This window comes from Cytobacillus sp. IB215665 (genome assembly GCF_033963835.1).
Lineage (GTDB): Bacteria > Bacillota > Bacilli > Bacillales > SM2101 > Nanhaiella.
Map to the genome: position 1 here is coordinate 320,747 of NZ_JAXBME010000001.1, position 17,702 is coordinate 338,448.

A 17,702-nucleotide genomic window follows, 5' to 3' on the forward strand; every position below is an offset into this window, starting at 1 on the left:
TTCCTCATACATTCATTAAGAAAAACCTGTACATTAACAAAGAATATTGTCGTATTTTACAACACTTACAGACTATCAACAACAAGGCTCTTTTCGTCAACATTGTTGCTATTGTGACTATATTAGATTAGCAATAAATAATTTTACGCAATTGATCTCATTTTTTAACGAGAAAAGATGCCACGAATGCTTGATTTATAAGTACTTATTTCTTAGTACGGAAAGGAATAAATAATGAGAAAACAGCCAAAACAACAAGGCTGTTTTCGTCAACCCTTTTTCCTTGTTTTCCCTTACATTTGAGTAACTGTTGTGTATTTATGATTTTTATAGTCTTTACATAAGAAATGATGCCACGAATGCTTGGCTTGTAATTATTTATTTCTTAGTACGAAAAGGAATAATCAATACAAAAATAGCTAAAATCATCTTGTATGTGCAATGTTATCACTATATACTTCTTCCCCAATAATGAAAGGACAAAGGGATAGGAAAAGCAGCAAGTTCTTTACTCATTTCATTTGGATAAGGTGTAGCTTTTATCATAGCTGATGCATACCCTACTCATATACGAGTTTGCTTTTCTTAAAGATTTTTGTTAATTCATTTTTCGCTCTGTTAACAGAAAATTATTTATAATGTAAAAAATATTAAAATATTACAAAAAATTTCAAAAAAAGAAAAAAATTTCAGAATAATTGAATTATACTGAAAAATTGTTTGACTATGTTTGTACGAGGAAATAAAATAGAATTATTCCTACACTTAGCAATACAGGAAATATATTCACTTGTAATCTATTATTTTATTAAGAAAGGGGTTTTTTTGTGAGACTAAAGAAGGCATTTATCGTTTTCACAGCATTTTTTCTTATCTTGTCTAATTTTTCAATGGTTGCAGCAGCTACAACGAATAACTCATCTGATGAAACAGCATATGAACCAAATGAAAAAGTTCGCGTGATCGTAGAATTAGATAGTGAGCCAGGTATTACATATGCGAATAAAGCGCGTGTAAAGTTTGGCGATTTATCTGATAGTAAGCAACAAGAATTAAAGGATAAAGCGTTAAAGGAGCAGGCATTTGTTAAATCAGATATTGCTTCTAAAGCGATAGAAATTGATTATGAAGAAAGCTTTACTACAATACTTAATGGGTTTAGTGGAAAAGTAGATTACCAATCTATTGAAACCATTCAATCGTTAAGTAATGTTAAAAAAGTATATATTGCTAATTCATATGTACGTCCTGATATTAATGTAAGTCAACAGCAACCAAATATGGTATACAGTAAAGGTATGGTATCTGCACCTGAGACATGGGCTGACTATGGCTATCGTGGAGAGGGAATGGTTGTTGCTGTTATTGACAGTGGTCATGATGTGAACCATAAAGATATGGTTTTAAGTGACGATACAGTACCAGCATTAACACAAACAAGTGTAGAGCAACTTATCCAACAAAACGGTCTACCAGGAAAATATTTAACTGCAAAAGTGCCATATGGCTATAACTATGCTGATAGCAACGATCATTTACTAGATCTTGCTCCAGAAGGAGTGCATCATGGTATGCACGTATCTGGTACAGTTGGTGCAAATGGAAATGAAGAAAATGGCGGTATTAAAGGGATTGCCCCTGAAGCACAAATTTTAGCCATGAAAGTATTTGGGAATGACCCAGTATTGCCGACTACATATAGTGATATTATTGTCAAAGCAATTGATGATTCAATTGCACTTGGTGCCGATGTAATTAATATGAGTTTAGGAGATGCTTCTCAATTTGTTCGTGATGACGACCCTGAAAGAGCAGCGATATCAAGAGCTGTAGATAGTGGTGTTTTAGTCGCTGTGTCTGCAGGAAATTCTGGACAATTTGGCTGGGGTTCTGGCCTTAACCCGTTTAGTTCTAATCCAGATATCGGTGTCGTAGGATCACCAGGTTTGTTTCCACAAACTCTTCAAGTAGCAAGTATTCAAAATGATTACATTGACTTAGACGCTATACAATATGCAGCTGGTGAAGAAACTGGAGCAATATCGTTTATGTCAGCTTCATCGGTGCACCCAAACGATTTAACGACGAAAACTTATGATGTTGTGTACGCAGGGCTAGGTCGTTTGCCAGGTGATTCAGATGTTGATCCAGCAGCAGATGATTTCGCTGGTTTGGATCTCACTGGAAAAATTGCGCTCATTCAACGTGGTGAGACATGGTTTATAACAAAAGCATTAAATGCTCAAGCAGCTGGTGCTGCAGGTGTTATCATCTTTAATCACTCACCTGGATATGTAAGCATGACAAGTGATCCTGAAGTTATGATTCCACAATTGTTTATTTTGCAAGAGCATGGAGAAATTTTAAAAGGTCTGTTAGACGAAGGGCAGGATGTTTCGTTAACTTTCACAGGTGAAACGTTAACATCTGTAAACCCACAGGCTGGTGAGCTAGCCGAATCAAGTTCTTGGGGAGTTACGCCTAACCTTGATTTTAAACCTGAAATTACCGCACCTGGGGTAAGTATTCTATCAACCTTACAAAATGATGGATATGGTCTAATGACTGGTACGTCTATGGCATCACCACATGTTGCAGGTGGAGCAGCACTTGTATTACAGCATGTAACTGGTATGTATGATGTAGCAGGTCAAGATCGCGTTCAACTCGCTAAAATCTTATTAATGAACACTGCAAATATTATTGCTGATAAGGGTGTTTATAATAGTGCATATGGTACAGGAAATGCATATTCTCCTCGTCGTCAAGGCGCAGGGTTAATGAACCTACATGCTGCAATGAGTACACCTGTTGTAGTAACAGAAGTGAATTCGGGTGAAGCAAAGGTAGCGTTGAAGGAAATTGGGGAGAAAACAACATTTACATTAAAAGCAGAAAATATGTCTGACCTAGATGCAACATACCGTTTAGATGGTAGTGTATTGACTGATCTTGTCGGTGAAGGTATCAACCTACTTGAATCCCAAGGGATTTATAAGAATGGAACGATAGATGAAGTGGGCGTGGGGCAATTCCCAATAACTTATTCTTCTAGTCATATTACAACAGTAGAAGGAGAGCAACTTTTAACAGTGCCTGCTAGCAGTTCAGTGACATTTGATGTAACAATTGACCTTAACAATACCGTTGATTGGTTCTCTAATCTTCCTTTAAATGAAGTGTTTGCAAACGGTCACTTCGTTGAAGGGTTTGTAAAACTTGTTGATGTTACTGATATGAATCCAGAGCTAAGTATACCTTATGTAGGATTCCATGGAGAGTGGGCGGATGCACCGGTTTTAGATGAATTAGGTGGTTCTGGTTTATCTTACTATGGAGAAGCTGGCTTTATTTCAGGAAATAGTGAATTAGCTGGATTAGAAAGCTTCGAATATGAGTTTCTAGGGTATAATCCACATGATGGATTTGTTCATACTGATAAAATATCAATTTCACCAAATGGTGACGGTGTTAATGATGTCGCAGTCCCATATTTAACATTTTTAAGAAATGCTAAAGAAGTACAATTTTCTATTTTAAATAGTGATAAAGAGACTGTTCGTAAGTTAACAACTGAAAAAAATATTAAGAAAAATTATTTCGATAATAGTGGAGAGACGTTAGCTCATCTATTTGAGGATGCTGCTTGGGACGGTACTGTTAACAATGAGCTAGTTACTGATGGCTTATACTATTACGAAATCAAAACAAAAATTGATGACCCGGACGCTGATTGGCAAATCGTTGAAGTTCCTGTGTTTGTAGATACTACAAAACCATCAGTTATCGTCATTCATGATGATGAGAAAGATACACTATCTTTAAAATCAATTGAATACGGTTCAGGTATTTCACATTATGATATTCTTGTTAACGGAGTTTCTGTATTAGAACATCCGTTAGCTGCCGATAGAGATTTATATTATTTAAAAGGCGTATCGGATCAAGATACAATTAAAGTACTTGCATATGATTACGCAGGTAACGTAAAGAGTAATGTGGTATCAAGTGACGAGGTTATTCCTTTCATTATTGCGGACCTTCCAGAGCCTCTTAGTCCAATTGCATCAAGAACGATACCTGTTGCTGGATATGTAGCAGATGATGCAGATGTGAAAGAAGTAACCGTCAATGGAGCTAAAGTTGATTTGAAATGGGATGCAGTAAATAGTGTATTTGCATTTGAAACAGAAGTAACTGTTGAAGAAGACGGTGTACATGATATTTACTTTGGTGGTATAGATAGTGAAGGTAATGAAATCTCATTTAAGCGTACAGTATTTGTAGATACTTTAGCACCTGTTATCACTGTTGATGCACCTACATCTGTTGATATTGATACTGAAACAGCAACTGTCAAATTGACTGTAGAAGACAACTTTGATGAGCTACGTTTCTATATCGATGGCAATGAAGAATTCAAGCAAACTTTTGATTCGCCTCTAGAAATGAGATCTATCGTCTATGAAGTAGAGAAAGAGTTCCAGCTTGAAGAAGGGGAAAATGTTATTGTCTTAAAGGCGGTTGACCTTGGAGGCAATGAGACTGAAAAAGAGATTACGATAATCCGAGGCTCAGGTAACTAGACTTGATCTGTTGCTTTTAAAAGAAGCGCTACTCATGTTAGCTGACATCATGAATGAGGTATCCATTTAGCCAACTTGCTGGTTAATGGATGCCTCTTTTTGTACTAAAAGACTTTGTCAATAAATGCAGGAGTTGTAATGCAACATCTCGGTACTTTCATAAAACAAACTACATTTCGTCAGACATTGGGACCTTGATTGAAGTGAGCGGTCTTCTGATCGAAAAGATAAACAGTGCACATGAAAAAAGCATCTAATGAAATATTTTCATTAGATGCTTTACTGATTAAAAGCCTATTAGTTTGCTACGTCAACAATTCTTCCTTCAACAACTGGGCTTACCGTTTCACGGCTCATAAAACCTTCTTCTACAACTGAATATAATGTGAACCCTGTGTTAAACATTTCTTTGTTAGCGAACATTTCATATCCATCTCCGCCAACTCCAACGAAGTCATTTGTTGCTAGCTTATAAGTTTTTGATTCATCAAGTGCTTCTTCACCAACCTTCACTTCTACTACACGCTCACCAGCTGGTTTAGTAGAATCATAAGTGAAGGACATGCCAGCGATTTGTGGGAAGCGTCCTGCGCCTTCTTCAATACCACTAACACCATGCTCTAATGCTGCTTTTAACTCTTCACCAGTTACATCAATTACCACTAACGTGTTAGGGAATGGAAGAACTGTATTTAGCATTTTCTTCGTGATGTCACCAGCTGGAATTTCTTCACGAATACCGCCACCATTTGTTAAAGCAACATCAGCGTTATAGCCATCGATCGTTAATGTTTTCTCAAGCATTATGTCAGTAATTAAGTTTCCTAGATTTGTTTCTTGAGAACGAATTAAATCACGAGCACCATCTAAATGAAGATCAGTTGTAGCAATTGTAACATTTAATTTTTCATCAATTTCAGTTACGATTTTTTCAACCATTGCAGCTACTTCAGGATCAGCTTCAACAGTTTCATCATATTCTACTAACCCGCCGTCGAATGCAATGACCTTATCGTTGTAATAGTATAAGTCTGCACGCCCTAAAGATTTACCGTATTCCCAATCTTGAACAATATACGTATCATTCACTAATTCAGGTTCAGTAAGTGGTGTATGTGAATGTCCACCAACGATTAAATCGATACCGTCTACAGCTTCAGCAATTTCTCTATCAACTGTAACCCCTACGTGAGAAACGACAATTACGTTATCAACTTGCTTCTGTACCTCAGGGATTAACTCTTTAGCTACATCAACTGGACTTTTGAATGTTAAGCCAGCAACATTATCTGGATGAGTTAATACAGGTGTGTCTTCAGCAACAAATCCAACAAATGCAAACTTCTTACCAGCAACTTCTTCATAATGTACAGGAATTAATAATTCCGTTCCGTCTGGTTTGAATACGTTTGCAGAAATCATTGGATAATTCAATGCATCACGAAGCTTTAATGTTTGCTCGTAGCCAAAGTCAAATTCATGATTTCCAGCAGCCATCACGTCATAATCCAAATAGTTTAAGATAGGTAGAAGTGATTCACCTTTGTATTCATTCGCTAATACAGTTCCTTGGAACGTATCTCCACCGTCAAGTAATAAGAAGTTTTCGTTTTCAGCACGCCATTCGTTAATTAATGTAGAGATTTTTGCATAACCATATTCTCCACCAAAGCTATTTTCTTCAATGTGTCCGTGAATATCATTTGTATGTCCGATTGTAATATGGCTAACAACAGCTTCTCCAAGTGCTGTTAAAAAGTCTTCCCTTGTTACTTTTTTGCTATTTTCAAGAGCAAGCTCGTATCCTAGCTTACTAGCGATCTTTGTAACATCATCAGAAGATAGCTGTTTATGAGGAAATTTCGCTTGGTCATCAGAAATTGCATCATTTGATTTTGCCCATTGTATATACTCTTCAGCAAAGTTTTTGCCTGTAGATTCTTCTAGCCCCTCAACACCTTTTGTTCTAGCAAGAAAGATTAAAGCATCTGCTAGCCTAACGTGTTGATTCAATTTATAGTTCCCAGCTTGATTACCCTTTAAAATACTTTCTTCTTTCATCCAATCAACGTGATCAACTTCAATAGCTTCAGCAAAAGTAGTACTAGCAAACAAAGATGTAGATAGAGCTACTCCAGCTAAAACGCTTCCAACTTTACCAAATGTCTTCATATATTCTCCTCCAATCGAAAGTTAACTTAACTATTAATACTCTCAAACACTATCTATTATAAAAAATTCTATAGTTTACTACAATATAAATTTTATACTAACAGCAATTACCTCATTATAGTAAAATTATGAAAGTAACCTTAACTATGGATAAAATACCAAAACAATGGCTTTTTGACATTTATAAACTATATGCTATATTAATAGAGCAATAGAAAAACGGATAAAGAAAACTACATATGAGGTGAACTTTAATGAAGAAAAAGTTGACAACGCTTGTTGCATCTTCTGCACTAGCTTTTAGTATGATGGGGACTGATTTAGCTAAGGCAGACACAAACTTTGATGCAATCAAATTAGCTGATATTGAGCTATTGCAAACAAAAGGAATTGTAAAAGGCTTTAGTAACGGTGAACTTGGTGGTGACCAATTAGTTACTCGTGCCCAACTTTTGATCATGTTAGATAGAGCTGGTGAACTTGGTGAGGAGAAAGCTGAGTTATCTTTTAAAGATATTAATACTCAAGAACACAAAGATGTAGTAGCGAAAGCAATTGCTGCTAATCTAATAGAGGGCTTATCAGAAACTGAGTTTGGCCCAAATGACACAGTGAATAAAGAACAGTTTGCAAAAATTATTACTCTAGCATTAACAGACGGTACTATGCCTACTGTAGATGAGAGCGTTTTAAACAATTTTACAGATGTAGCTGATATTTCAGATTGGGCACGTCCTTATGTAGCTTATTCACTTCTTGCAGGTGTCTTCGATGTGAAAAACGGTGAAGCGTTTGGACCGCAGGATAACCTTATTCGTGAAGAAGCAAGTGATGCCTTAAAGCCTGTGCTTTTTGATGTTGTTGACATTCTTTCAACGAACGATATTCATGGAAATATTGAATTTGATGAAGCGAAGCAGCGTGGCGGTATGGCTGTTGTTGGTGGTATCGTTGATGCATTTCGTTCTGTAAATGCAGACGGAACAGTCGTGCTTGATGGTGGAGACATCATGCAAGGTACACTTATTTCTAATTCATTTGAAGGTGCTTCAACGATTGACACGTTAAATTCGATTGAATACGATGCTGCTGCAATCGGGAATCACGAATTTGACTGGGGAGTAGACGTTTTAAAAGAACGTATTGCACAAGCTGAATTACCTATTATGGGAGCAAATGTATTTGATGAAGCAACGAATACACGTGTTGATTGGGCTGAGCCTTATGTGATTTTGGAAAAAGGTGATTACAAAATTGGTGTAATCGGCTTTGCTACGCCAGAAACAAAATCTACTACACTATCAACACATGTAGAAGGATTAACATTCCCTACACCAGCATCGATTGCTGAAGAGTTAGCGAAGGAATTAAAAGATCAAGGTGTAGATCTTATCTTTGTTACTTCTCACTTACCTGGATGGGCAGAGGAAGAAACGAATGAAATCGTAGGTGAATTAGCAGATTTAGCTGATGCATCAGCGGGATCTTTAGATGCGATCGTAGGTGGACACTCTCATAAGCGTGTAGCAGGTATCGTTAATGGTATTCCTGTAATTGAAGCTGAAAAATATACGAGAGCAATAGGACATATTAAGCTATTCGTTGATAGAGACAGCAAAGAAGTTGTTTCACAAGAAGTAGGCTTGCTTGAAACAAATATTAATCTTACTGCTTTAGATGCAGATACTGATAGTATTGTAAAAGACTATCAAACGAAAGTGAAAGAAGTAGAAAATGAAGTTGTTGGTAGCACAAACGGTGAGTTAACTCGTGATTACTCTGAAGTTGATTTTGGAGTTAGTCAATTAGGAAATATGATTACTGATGCAATGCGTGAAAAAGCTGGAACACAAATTGCTTTCCAAAACTCAGGCGGAATTCGTGAAAACATCGACGCTGGTGAGATTAATTACGGTGAAGTATTTAAAGTACTGCCATTCGATAACTATAATGTAACAGCTGATATGACAGCACAACAGCTAAAAGTTATTCTTGAAGGCCCTGAAGACAGATTACTTCAAATTCAATTCTCGGGCGTAAAAGTCATTTTTGATGATGCTCGTGAAATTGGCGATCGTATTATTGATATTACGTTAACAGACGGAACACCAGTTTATACAAATGGTGAGTTTGCAGAAGGCACATTCTCTGTTGTGACAAACAACTTCTTATCGACAGGTGAAGGTGATGGCTATACTGCATTTGGCGAAGTGGAATGGACTGACTCAACTGACTTCCAACGCGAATTATTTGCTGATTATTTGCGTGCGATGACAGATGAAGTTGATGCAGCATCTATTATGGATGATCGCTTCATGAGAAATGAATAATTGTATTTTAAGGAGTTGCTAGTTTACTAGCAGCTCTTTTTTATATTGTCCAGCTCCAGTGCCAATCCCCTCGAGGTCACTTCACCATTTCTCGTGAAGGCAAAGAGCGCCTTCAAGTGAAATGCTTCCAGTGCTAGTCGGGGATGAGCGAGTCACTTCCGCATTTCTGTTTGTCTAGCTCCAGTGCCAATCCCCTCGAGGTCACTTCACCATTTCTCGTGAAGGCAAAGAGCGCCTTCAAGTGAAATGCTTCCAGTGCTAGTCGGGGATGAGCGAGTCACTTCCGCATTTCTGTTTGTCTAGCTCCAGTGCGAATCCCCTCGAGGTCACTTCACCATTTCTCGTGAAGGCAAAGAGCGCCTTCAAGTGAAATGCTTCCAGTGCTAGTCGGGGATGAGCGAGTCACTTCCGCATTTCTGTTTGTCTAGCTCCAGTGCGAATCCCCTCGAGGTCACTTCACCATTTCTCGTGAAGGCAAAGAGCGCCTTCAAGTGAAATGCTTCCAGTGCTAGTCGGGGATGAGCGAGTCACTTCCGCATTTCTGTTTGTCTAGCTCCAGTGCCAATCCCCTCGAGGTCACTTCACCATCTCTCGTGAAGGTAAAAAAGCCCCTTCAAGTGAGATAGGGGATTTTTATTAAGCTGCTACCGCATTTGTTTTAACCCTCACTTCGTTCTCCAATATTCAAGTATTTATGTATATTTCCACATAAAACTTCTATTCTATGTTTGTCAAATAAAAAATCTATCTTTAAAATTCCACACATACACAGTTTTATCCACATTAATAGTCAAAATAATTGCTTAGGAAATAATTTTGAAGTATTTGTCGATTTACTAAATTGAGAGATGAACAAACTAACCATTCAAATAGTGTTAAAGGTTGGTATAATAGAAAATAAAAGATTGCATGACAATAGGGAGTTTTATATGAAGGTTTTGTTACAACTAATCATGTTAAGTGTATGTTATTTCGGTACTATCATTGTCGTAAGCGCAGAGGAAAGTGCTGAACAGTGGCTGTTATATTTTGATAAAGAGGCTGATGTAGCTACATTCAAGGAAGATTATCGTCAACATGTTATAAATATTGATAAAAAAATAGTGAAAGCATCTTTTACTGAGCAAGAAATACAATTAATTAAAAAGGACGGCATTGTTAGCTTAGTAGAGCGAAATTATACGAAGGGTGCTGCGGCTGAACTTCAAGTTTCTGACCCATTAGTGACAGAGCAATGGGGATTAGCGAAAGTGAATGCTGAAGATAGTATGGGCAATTATATTCCCCAAAGAAATAATTTGCTTGTTGGTAAAGAGATTATTACATCAGCTGGAGCTGTACCGTATACTAATACACCAATAAATGAAACAGAATTTACGATTGTACTTAATCATGAACCGCTCTCACGTCTGTCAATTGAGCTTGCACACGTTAGTGGGATGTGGCAGCTAGAGGTGTTTGATAGCAGTGGGGAGAGGCTTGCGGTTAATGAAGGTAACTTACAAACACTCGATGTTCTCCTCCCGCGTAATGAAACGTTTGAGTCATTATCAGTGTCAATAAAGGCACAAGGGGACTGGCAAGCGCAACCGGTAGTCCAGCGCATTATTGGTGTGAATCATTTGCTTATTGCAGTAGTCGATTCAGGTGTTTCTCAACATGAAGATTTTTGCGGAAATGTATTATATAGTTTAGGGGCAGATTATACTGGCGGCAATGAGAGCGTTAGCGATGAGTTTGGACATGGCACACATGTTACAGGGATTTTGGCAGCATGTATGAACAATGGTATTGGCATTACAGGTTTATTAGCCAATGCCCCTGTAGATATATTGCCACTAAAAGTATTGGATGCATACGGTAATGGCAGTGATTTCGAGCTCGGTGTGGCAATTGCCGACGCTACTCGTCTCGGTGCAGATATAATCAATCTTAGTCTTGCTGGGAAAGGTGAGACTAAAATGCTGCGAGAAGCAGTGGACGGTGCGCTTGAGCAAAATATCGTTGTCGTGGCAGCTGCTGGAAATTGGGAAACAACAACAGACCAAATTTACCCTGCATCATACCCAGGCGTAATTACTGTTTCCGGAACAACCCCGTCTGATGAAATCCTCGCTGTCGCTGATTTCGGCTGGGAAGTAGATATTAGTGCACCTGGTTTTGAGATACTTAGTACGTATAAGGATAATACATATAAGGCATTAACTGGCACTTCGATGGCAACTCCTTACATATCTAGTGCAGTAGCATTTATGAAACTGGCAAACGATCAGATAGATGTGATTCAAATAAGAAACAAGCTTTTTACAACTGCGGCAGATATACATAATGAAAGCTATGATATATATTCTGGTGCTGGATTGTTACAAATGCAAGAAGCAGTACAATCGGAAACGTCAGAAGTGATAGAGTGGTTGACATTAAAGGATGGACAACCAGTCAATACAAAGGATGTACAGTTGGTAGGCTTATCAAATGGTTTAATTGGCTCACAATTGTACATTTTTAGTGAGGATCAGTTGCTACTTCACGAGAAAGCAGCTTCCAACAGAATAATAGTAGATTTAAATACTATAGTAGGTTCTGAAGAAAATATGACATTAACAGCTATTGCTACAAATGAACAAGGCCAAGTGATTGCTACTAACGAGATAACAGTAGTAAATTCGATAGAAGTAGAAAAAACTCCGTTTTCAGATATTGGAGAAGAATTTTGGGCATATGATGAAATCTACCGCTCCTACGAGTTAGGTTTTGTTAATGGCTATGAAGATGGAAGCTTTCGGGCAGATAATGAAATCACTCGCCGACATAGTGTTATGATATTGGCGCGTCTCTTCAACTGGCCTCTTCCTACTTCTATAACTAAGTCATTTAGTGATGTGCCGATGGAGCTTTCTGGCTCATTAGCCATTTATACTGCCGTTGCAAGTGGTATAGTGAATGGATACGAAAATGGTAATTTTTATCCTGAAGAGAATTTGACGAGAGGTCAAATGGCGGTGATGCTCTCAAGAGCACTTCAACACAATAACACTACTTATTCACATGAACGTAGTCTTTTTGAAGATGTTGATGAAAATCATTACGCCTACAATGCAGTGCAGCAATTGGCTAATATAGGTATTGTTACAAAACAAGCCTTTTATCACCCTGAAGCTAACATAACTAGAGCGCAATTTGCTGCTATGCTCATTAGGACCTATGACTTTTTATACAATTAAAAATGTACATTAAGTCGTAGGTGGATTTGTTATTTAATTGTAAATGACGAAACTGACAATTTGTAGTATGATTGTTCATAGTACTATTAAAACAATGTAACGATATCAATGCTAGATTAGCTATTTTTCCTATTGCTTTTATAAGTGATGTCACTTACCGATGAAGTGAATTCACGAGTTAATCCTCCGATACTTCGGATTCCTTGATTGAGTATTGTACATAACGTTGAGATGAAAAAATATCATTTGAAAAAAATCGTTAACAAAGAACGACAAAAACAGCGAGGGTTTATGTTATGGAGATGAATTTTAAATCGTATCGATTTTTATTGCTAGGTTTTTTAATATTGACGCTATCATTAACGTTAACACCAAAGCTAGCTCTTATTGCAATTACGCTTATTTTTGCGGTATATACAATTGTTAATCCGAAAAATGCGCTCTTTTTATTGTTGCTATACGTGCCTATAAGGCCACTGTATGCTGAAGCAAATTCAGGGCTGAAGTATATAGGTGACATTATCACCATTTTACTTTTCTTAATAACTATATATCAATTACGACATGATCTACGGTCTATCTTTCGCTTTAAACTGTTTGAATGGGCATTCTTTTTATTTTGTCTAGTAGGGGCAGTTTCAGCTTATATGACAGGTGTATCTCTTGTAGCGATCGTATTTCAGCTTCGTACTTTTTTAATTATGTACCTACTTTATTACATCGTATCTAGAATGAAGCTTGATAAGCAAGACTTCACGAAGTTTGCTTGGGTGACTGTTTTTGTCGCGATGCTTATTAGTGTTCATGGGATTATTGAGAAGCTATCATTGCGTACATGGTTATTGCCTCAGGCTTGGGTTGAAAGAATTATTTCAGAAACGAACTTTGCACGTATTTACGGAATGCCAGGAAATCCAAATACACTCGGTATGTATCTCGGCATTGCGATCGTTTTAAGCTTGTACCTCTTGCATCAGGCGGAGGGGAATGCGAAAAGGTTCCTATACGTTGCATTAACATTGTTTAATGGAACATTACTGTTAACATTATCTAGAGGAACGTTGATTTCAGTGTTTGTTGGCTGGGTTGTATTTTTAGCGTTAACAAGATATTGGAAGTCAGTGAAGCCATTCCTTATCACAATGCTACTCAGTATCGTACTTGTCTACCTTCCAACAAACGGGGGTGTTGCGCTAGTCCAGTATTTAAATGATCAGAATTATGGTGCAGGCGGCTTCCTTAATCGCTTTGAGCACACCTTCAATGAAGAGACACAAAAACTAACAGCTGAAACAGGGCGTATATATTTTGTCGAAAAAGGCTTTGAAGTGTTTAAAGATTATCCTATTTTAGGTTCTGGTTTTGCGACATTTGGTGATTCGGCAACCTTATCTTATTCATCGCCTATTTATGAAAAGTATAATATTTATTCCGATGGTTATGGTGAGGGTAGTGAAAATAAATATTATTTCCAAAACTTTTATACCGATAATCAATATATTCAGGTCATAGCTGAAACAGGCGTTGCTGGTGTAATTCTATTTGCTGTTTTCCTCTTAGGGATGCTAGCACTCTTCTGGAAGCGACGAAAAGAAGATATGTTTTCAAATGTAATGATTGCACTATGGTGGGCGACATGTGCTAGTGGGCTCTTGTATAATATATGGGAAACGAAGATTTATACTTTCTACTTCTTTATGATATTAGGGGCATATGCATCAAAGCATAAATTTGTGTTAAAGGATTAAGCTATATAAAGAACCTATCTCATCGTGAGATAGGTTCTTTAAGTTTTGTGGTGTTCATTCCTCGATAAAATCTTTCAAAATTCTTCAAAATTCAAGTATACTTGAATAACTTACACCAACTTTTATCATTGTTAGACTGACTTCAACAAATTACTAGATTTGGAGACATATAAACCTGTCGAATTTAATAAACGATTTACTTAATTGCACCCTCAAATAGGTATTGGTTCGTTCGTATTATTGTGGAAGCAGGGGTCTACTTTGTAAGATATATTGTCACAAAATCTTCTAGCGCGGTTACTTAATAGTGAGGTTTAAAAGAGAAACTTCATCACATTGGCACTTTTCGTAAACTTTGTTCCTTTTTATACTAAATTTCAGCAATTAGGTATGATTTTTACAGCTTTTATGGTAGAAAATGCAATGCATTCGTGCTTAGCATTTAGTACGAAAAGCAATAATGAAGGCGAAAATAGCTATTATTTAATCGTGATGTCAGTAGTAAGCAAGGAAAATTATGACGTATCTTACAAAAAAACGAAGTAATATGTTGATTAATGTAACTATTTTGTTACTATTTATCTCTCATTTGACTTTATAATATAATGGGGGATTGACTATGATAATGTCGAAAATAGTACAATAGATAGGTAGCGTTTCTCGACAGTATCTGCTAAAATATGTAAGATAATATGTAAGATTAATAACTTCGAAAGGAGTGTAGGAGGAGACAGCATGAGGAAAATAGTTACATCGATTACAGTACTAGTATTGATATTGCAAATGTTTAGTTTTAGCTTAGTTGCTCAAAAAGCAAGTGCTGAAAGCTATTCTCAAAACCTATTAGACCAGTTTCAAGTTTCACCTGGTGTTACATATAAAAATATGAAACTTCAATCATCATCAACTACACAGGTTGCAAATGTACTAGACATTCAGTTGAGTGACCCATTCACGTCGATTGAAGTAGGAATTCCATCACCTCTAGATAAATTAACTACTGTTTCTAGCAGTGCAAAAGCCAACAGTAGTAATGAGCATCAAGTAGTTGGGGCAATTAATGGTTCTTTCTATCATACTAGCAATGGTTTACCAGCTTACTTAATTGCTAAGGATAATCAAATTTACAACGGAGGCACGATTGCATCAGGACGTGAGAATTATGTCAATGAAGCAATTGCTTTTGGTATTTTAAGTAATGGACAAGCTTCAATAGATCATTACGAAGTTAACATATCTCTTGCACACAACGGATCCACATATCAACTAAATGGGATTAACCGCGGTCGTGACTATGAAGAACTGATCGTATATACACCTAGTCATTCAAATGGATACACGAATACGAATGAGTATGGAACTGAATTTGTTGTGACGACAGATCAACCGTTAGAAGGCTTACCGAGTTTTGGTGATGTCTACAATGGTACAGTTCAATCCATTCGTCAATATGGGGATAAAACCAATACTGCTATCCCAAAAAATGGCTTTGTTCTTTCTATGACAGGGAAGTGGAATGAACGACTTCAACATGTAAAAGTAGGGGACCAGCTTCAAGTATCATTAGGCATTGATTCTCAATGGCAGAACGCTAAGTATATGTTAACGTCTGGACCTATGCTAGTGAAGGACGGCAAACCGTACTTAACAATTGATGAAAACAGCTCTCGTGCAAAAGAAAAGGCACCTCGTTCAGCTGTTGCCATTGACAGTAGTAAAAATCGAGTGTTTTTTGTGACTGTTGATGGTAGACAATCTGGCTATAGTACAGGAATGAACCTTAAAGAATTCGCAGAGTATGTTGCGAGTCTAGGTGCAGATCGTGCCATCAACCTTGATGGCGGTGGATCAACGACGATGGTCGCTCGTGAGCATGGTGATCAATATGCATCAGTAGCAAATAAGCCATCAGATGGCAGAGAACGCGCAGTATCGACGTCACTTCATGTCGTAAGCTCAGCGCCAAATGATGTTCCTGCAACGATCGAACTTCATATGAAGGAGCAAGGAAAAGTTGTAGAAGGTGCTTCGGTGGAAGTTGTCTTTGATTATGTAATTGACAAATATTATAATCCATTATCCTACGATTCTACTAAACTTTCATTACAAGTAACAAATAACCTTGGTAGGTTTGAAGGAATGAAGTTTATAGCAGAAAAAAGTGGTACTGGAAAAATTATTGCAACATATGAAGGCGCTGTGAAAGAACTACCAATCACTGTCGTTGATACGATTGACAAATTAACGATTTCTCCTGATTCATTAGTCGTCGCTTCAGGACAGACTCAGCAAATGAATTTACAAGCTTCAGATTCAAATGGTGACAAGCTCATCTATAATAGTAGCTTAGTTTCTTGGTCTGTAACGGAAGGGATAGGTACAATTTCAAACAGTGGATTATTTACTGCAGCAGACGCTGAAGGGTCTGGAAAGATTACTGCAACGTTAGGAAAAACGTCAGTATCCGTACCAGTAACTGTGAACAATAAGCCGTTAAGCCTTGATAGTTTTGACGATGTATCAAAATGGGTTGCTGAAAGTGCTCGTGCCTCAGCATCTATTGCTAAGAGCAGTGAATCAGAACCGCGTCATGAAGGTTCTGCATCTCTAAAGCTCACCTATGATTTTTCAGTTGGTGAGGAAGGAGTAGCAGCTGCATATGTAACTGCCAAGCAACCGATCAAAGTATCTAGTAAACCATTAAAGCTAGGCCTTTGGGTTTACGGTGATGGAAATAACCACTGGTTACGCGGAAAAATCAATGATAGCACGGGTAAGACCCATACGATTGATTTCACTTCTGAAGGTGGTTTAACTTGGACAGGCTGGAAATACGTTGAAGCTGACATTCCACAAGATATTACAGCACCAATTGAGGTTAGTAAGGTATATGTAGCTGAAGGTGTAAAAGAGAAGCAAGGCACTGGTGAAATTTATTTTGACAAGCTTCAAGCTGTTTTCAGTGAATCGTATAACGAGCAATTATTTTCAGATGTTCCAGAAGATAGTTGGGCAGTAACAGAGATTGAATATTTAGCGAGTAAAAAGGTTATTAACGGTTATCCAGATGGTAGCTTCTTACCATATAGTAACCTAACCCGAGCTCATGCTGCAGTGCTGCTAGATAGAGCACTGAACCTTGACACAAGTAATATTACTAATCCGAACTTTAAGGATGTACCAACAGATCATCAATATTATAAAACGATTGCAGCTGTAGCAAATGCAGGAATTGTCAAAGGGAAAGAAGATGGCTCATTTGATCCAGAAGGGACTTTGACTCGTGCCCAAATGGCAGCCATATTACAGCGCGCTTATGATTTAGTTGGACAAGCAGGAACAGACTTTAAGGATGTCCCTGTAAATCATTGGGCTTATAAAGAAATTTCTGCATTAGCAGCAAATGGTGTGACGACTGGATATGAAGATCAAACTTTTAAGCCAAATAATTACGTCAATCGAGCACAATTTAGTGCATTTTTATACCGCATTTTTACAAAGTAAAGTTACTTCAAACGGGAGTTAGCTCTCGTAAAGGATTTTTCAAAGAGGGTTCTTTTTAGCAACGCGTGAACATTGATGTTTTCGATAGAGCGTAAGAGGAACCCTCTTAAACTATTTAACAAGGCGTGGAACAACGAT

6 protein-coding genes are annotated in these 17,702 nt (G+C 37.5%); 5 read left to right on the forward strand and 1 reads right to left on the reverse strand.

Translation table 11 applies throughout. From position 1 onward, the window contains the following. Nucleotides 1-827 precede the first annotated feature (827 nt). Nucleotides 828-4,586 carry a S8 family serine peptidase gene (locus SLH52_RS01345; RefSeq protein WP_320207506.1) on the forward strand — a complete coding sequence of 1,253 codons (3,759 nt, stop codon included), beginning with the start codon at nt 828-830 and terminating at the stop codon, nt 4,584-4,586. A 297-nt stretch (nt 4,587-4,883) separates the two neighbouring features. Here the strand turns inward: SLH52_RS01345 and SLH52_RS01350 are convergent, their stop codons facing one another. Continuing rightward, entirely contained in the window at nt 4,884-6,758 is a 1,875-nt protein-coding gene (locus SLH52_RS01350; RefSeq protein ID WP_320207507.1) for a bifunctional metallophosphatase/5'-nucleotidase, read from the reverse strand. A gap of 254 nt (nt 6,759-7,012) precedes the next feature. Between SLH52_RS01350 and SLH52_RS01355 the strand changes: the two genes are divergently transcribed. The 4 genes from SLH52_RS01355 (at nt 7,013) to SLH52_RS01370 (ending at nt 17,564) form a co-directional block, all read left to right on the forward strand. Next, nucleotides 7,013-9,088: a 5'-nucleotidase C-terminal domain-containing protein gene (locus tag SLH52_RS01355; RefSeq protein WP_320207508.1), complete on the forward strand. Its 2,076-nt coding sequence runs from the start codon at nt 7,013-7,015 to the stop codon at nt 9,086-9,088. A gap of 929 nt (nt 9,089-10,017) precedes the next feature. Continuing rightward, a complete protein-coding gene (locus tag SLH52_RS01360; RefSeq protein WP_320207509.1) occupies nt 10,018-12,312 on the forward strand; it encodes a S8 family peptidase in 2,295 nt (764 codons plus the stop codon). A 296-nt stretch (nt 12,313-12,608) separates the two neighbouring features. Continuing rightward, complete coding sequence (locus SLH52_RS01365) at nt 12,609-14,060, forward strand: O-antigen ligase family protein (protein WP_320207510.1); 1,452 nt, start codon at nt 12,609-12,611, stop codon at nt 14,058-14,060. Between the two features lie 735 nt (nt 14,061-14,795). Beyond that, nucleotides 14,796-17,564 carry an S-layer homology domain-containing protein gene (locus SLH52_RS01370; RefSeq protein ID WP_320207511.1) on the forward strand — a complete coding sequence of 923 codons (2,769 nt, stop codon included), beginning with the start codon at nt 14,796-14,798 and terminating at the stop codon, nt 17,562-17,564. Nucleotides 17,565-17,702: the final 138 nt, after the last annotated feature.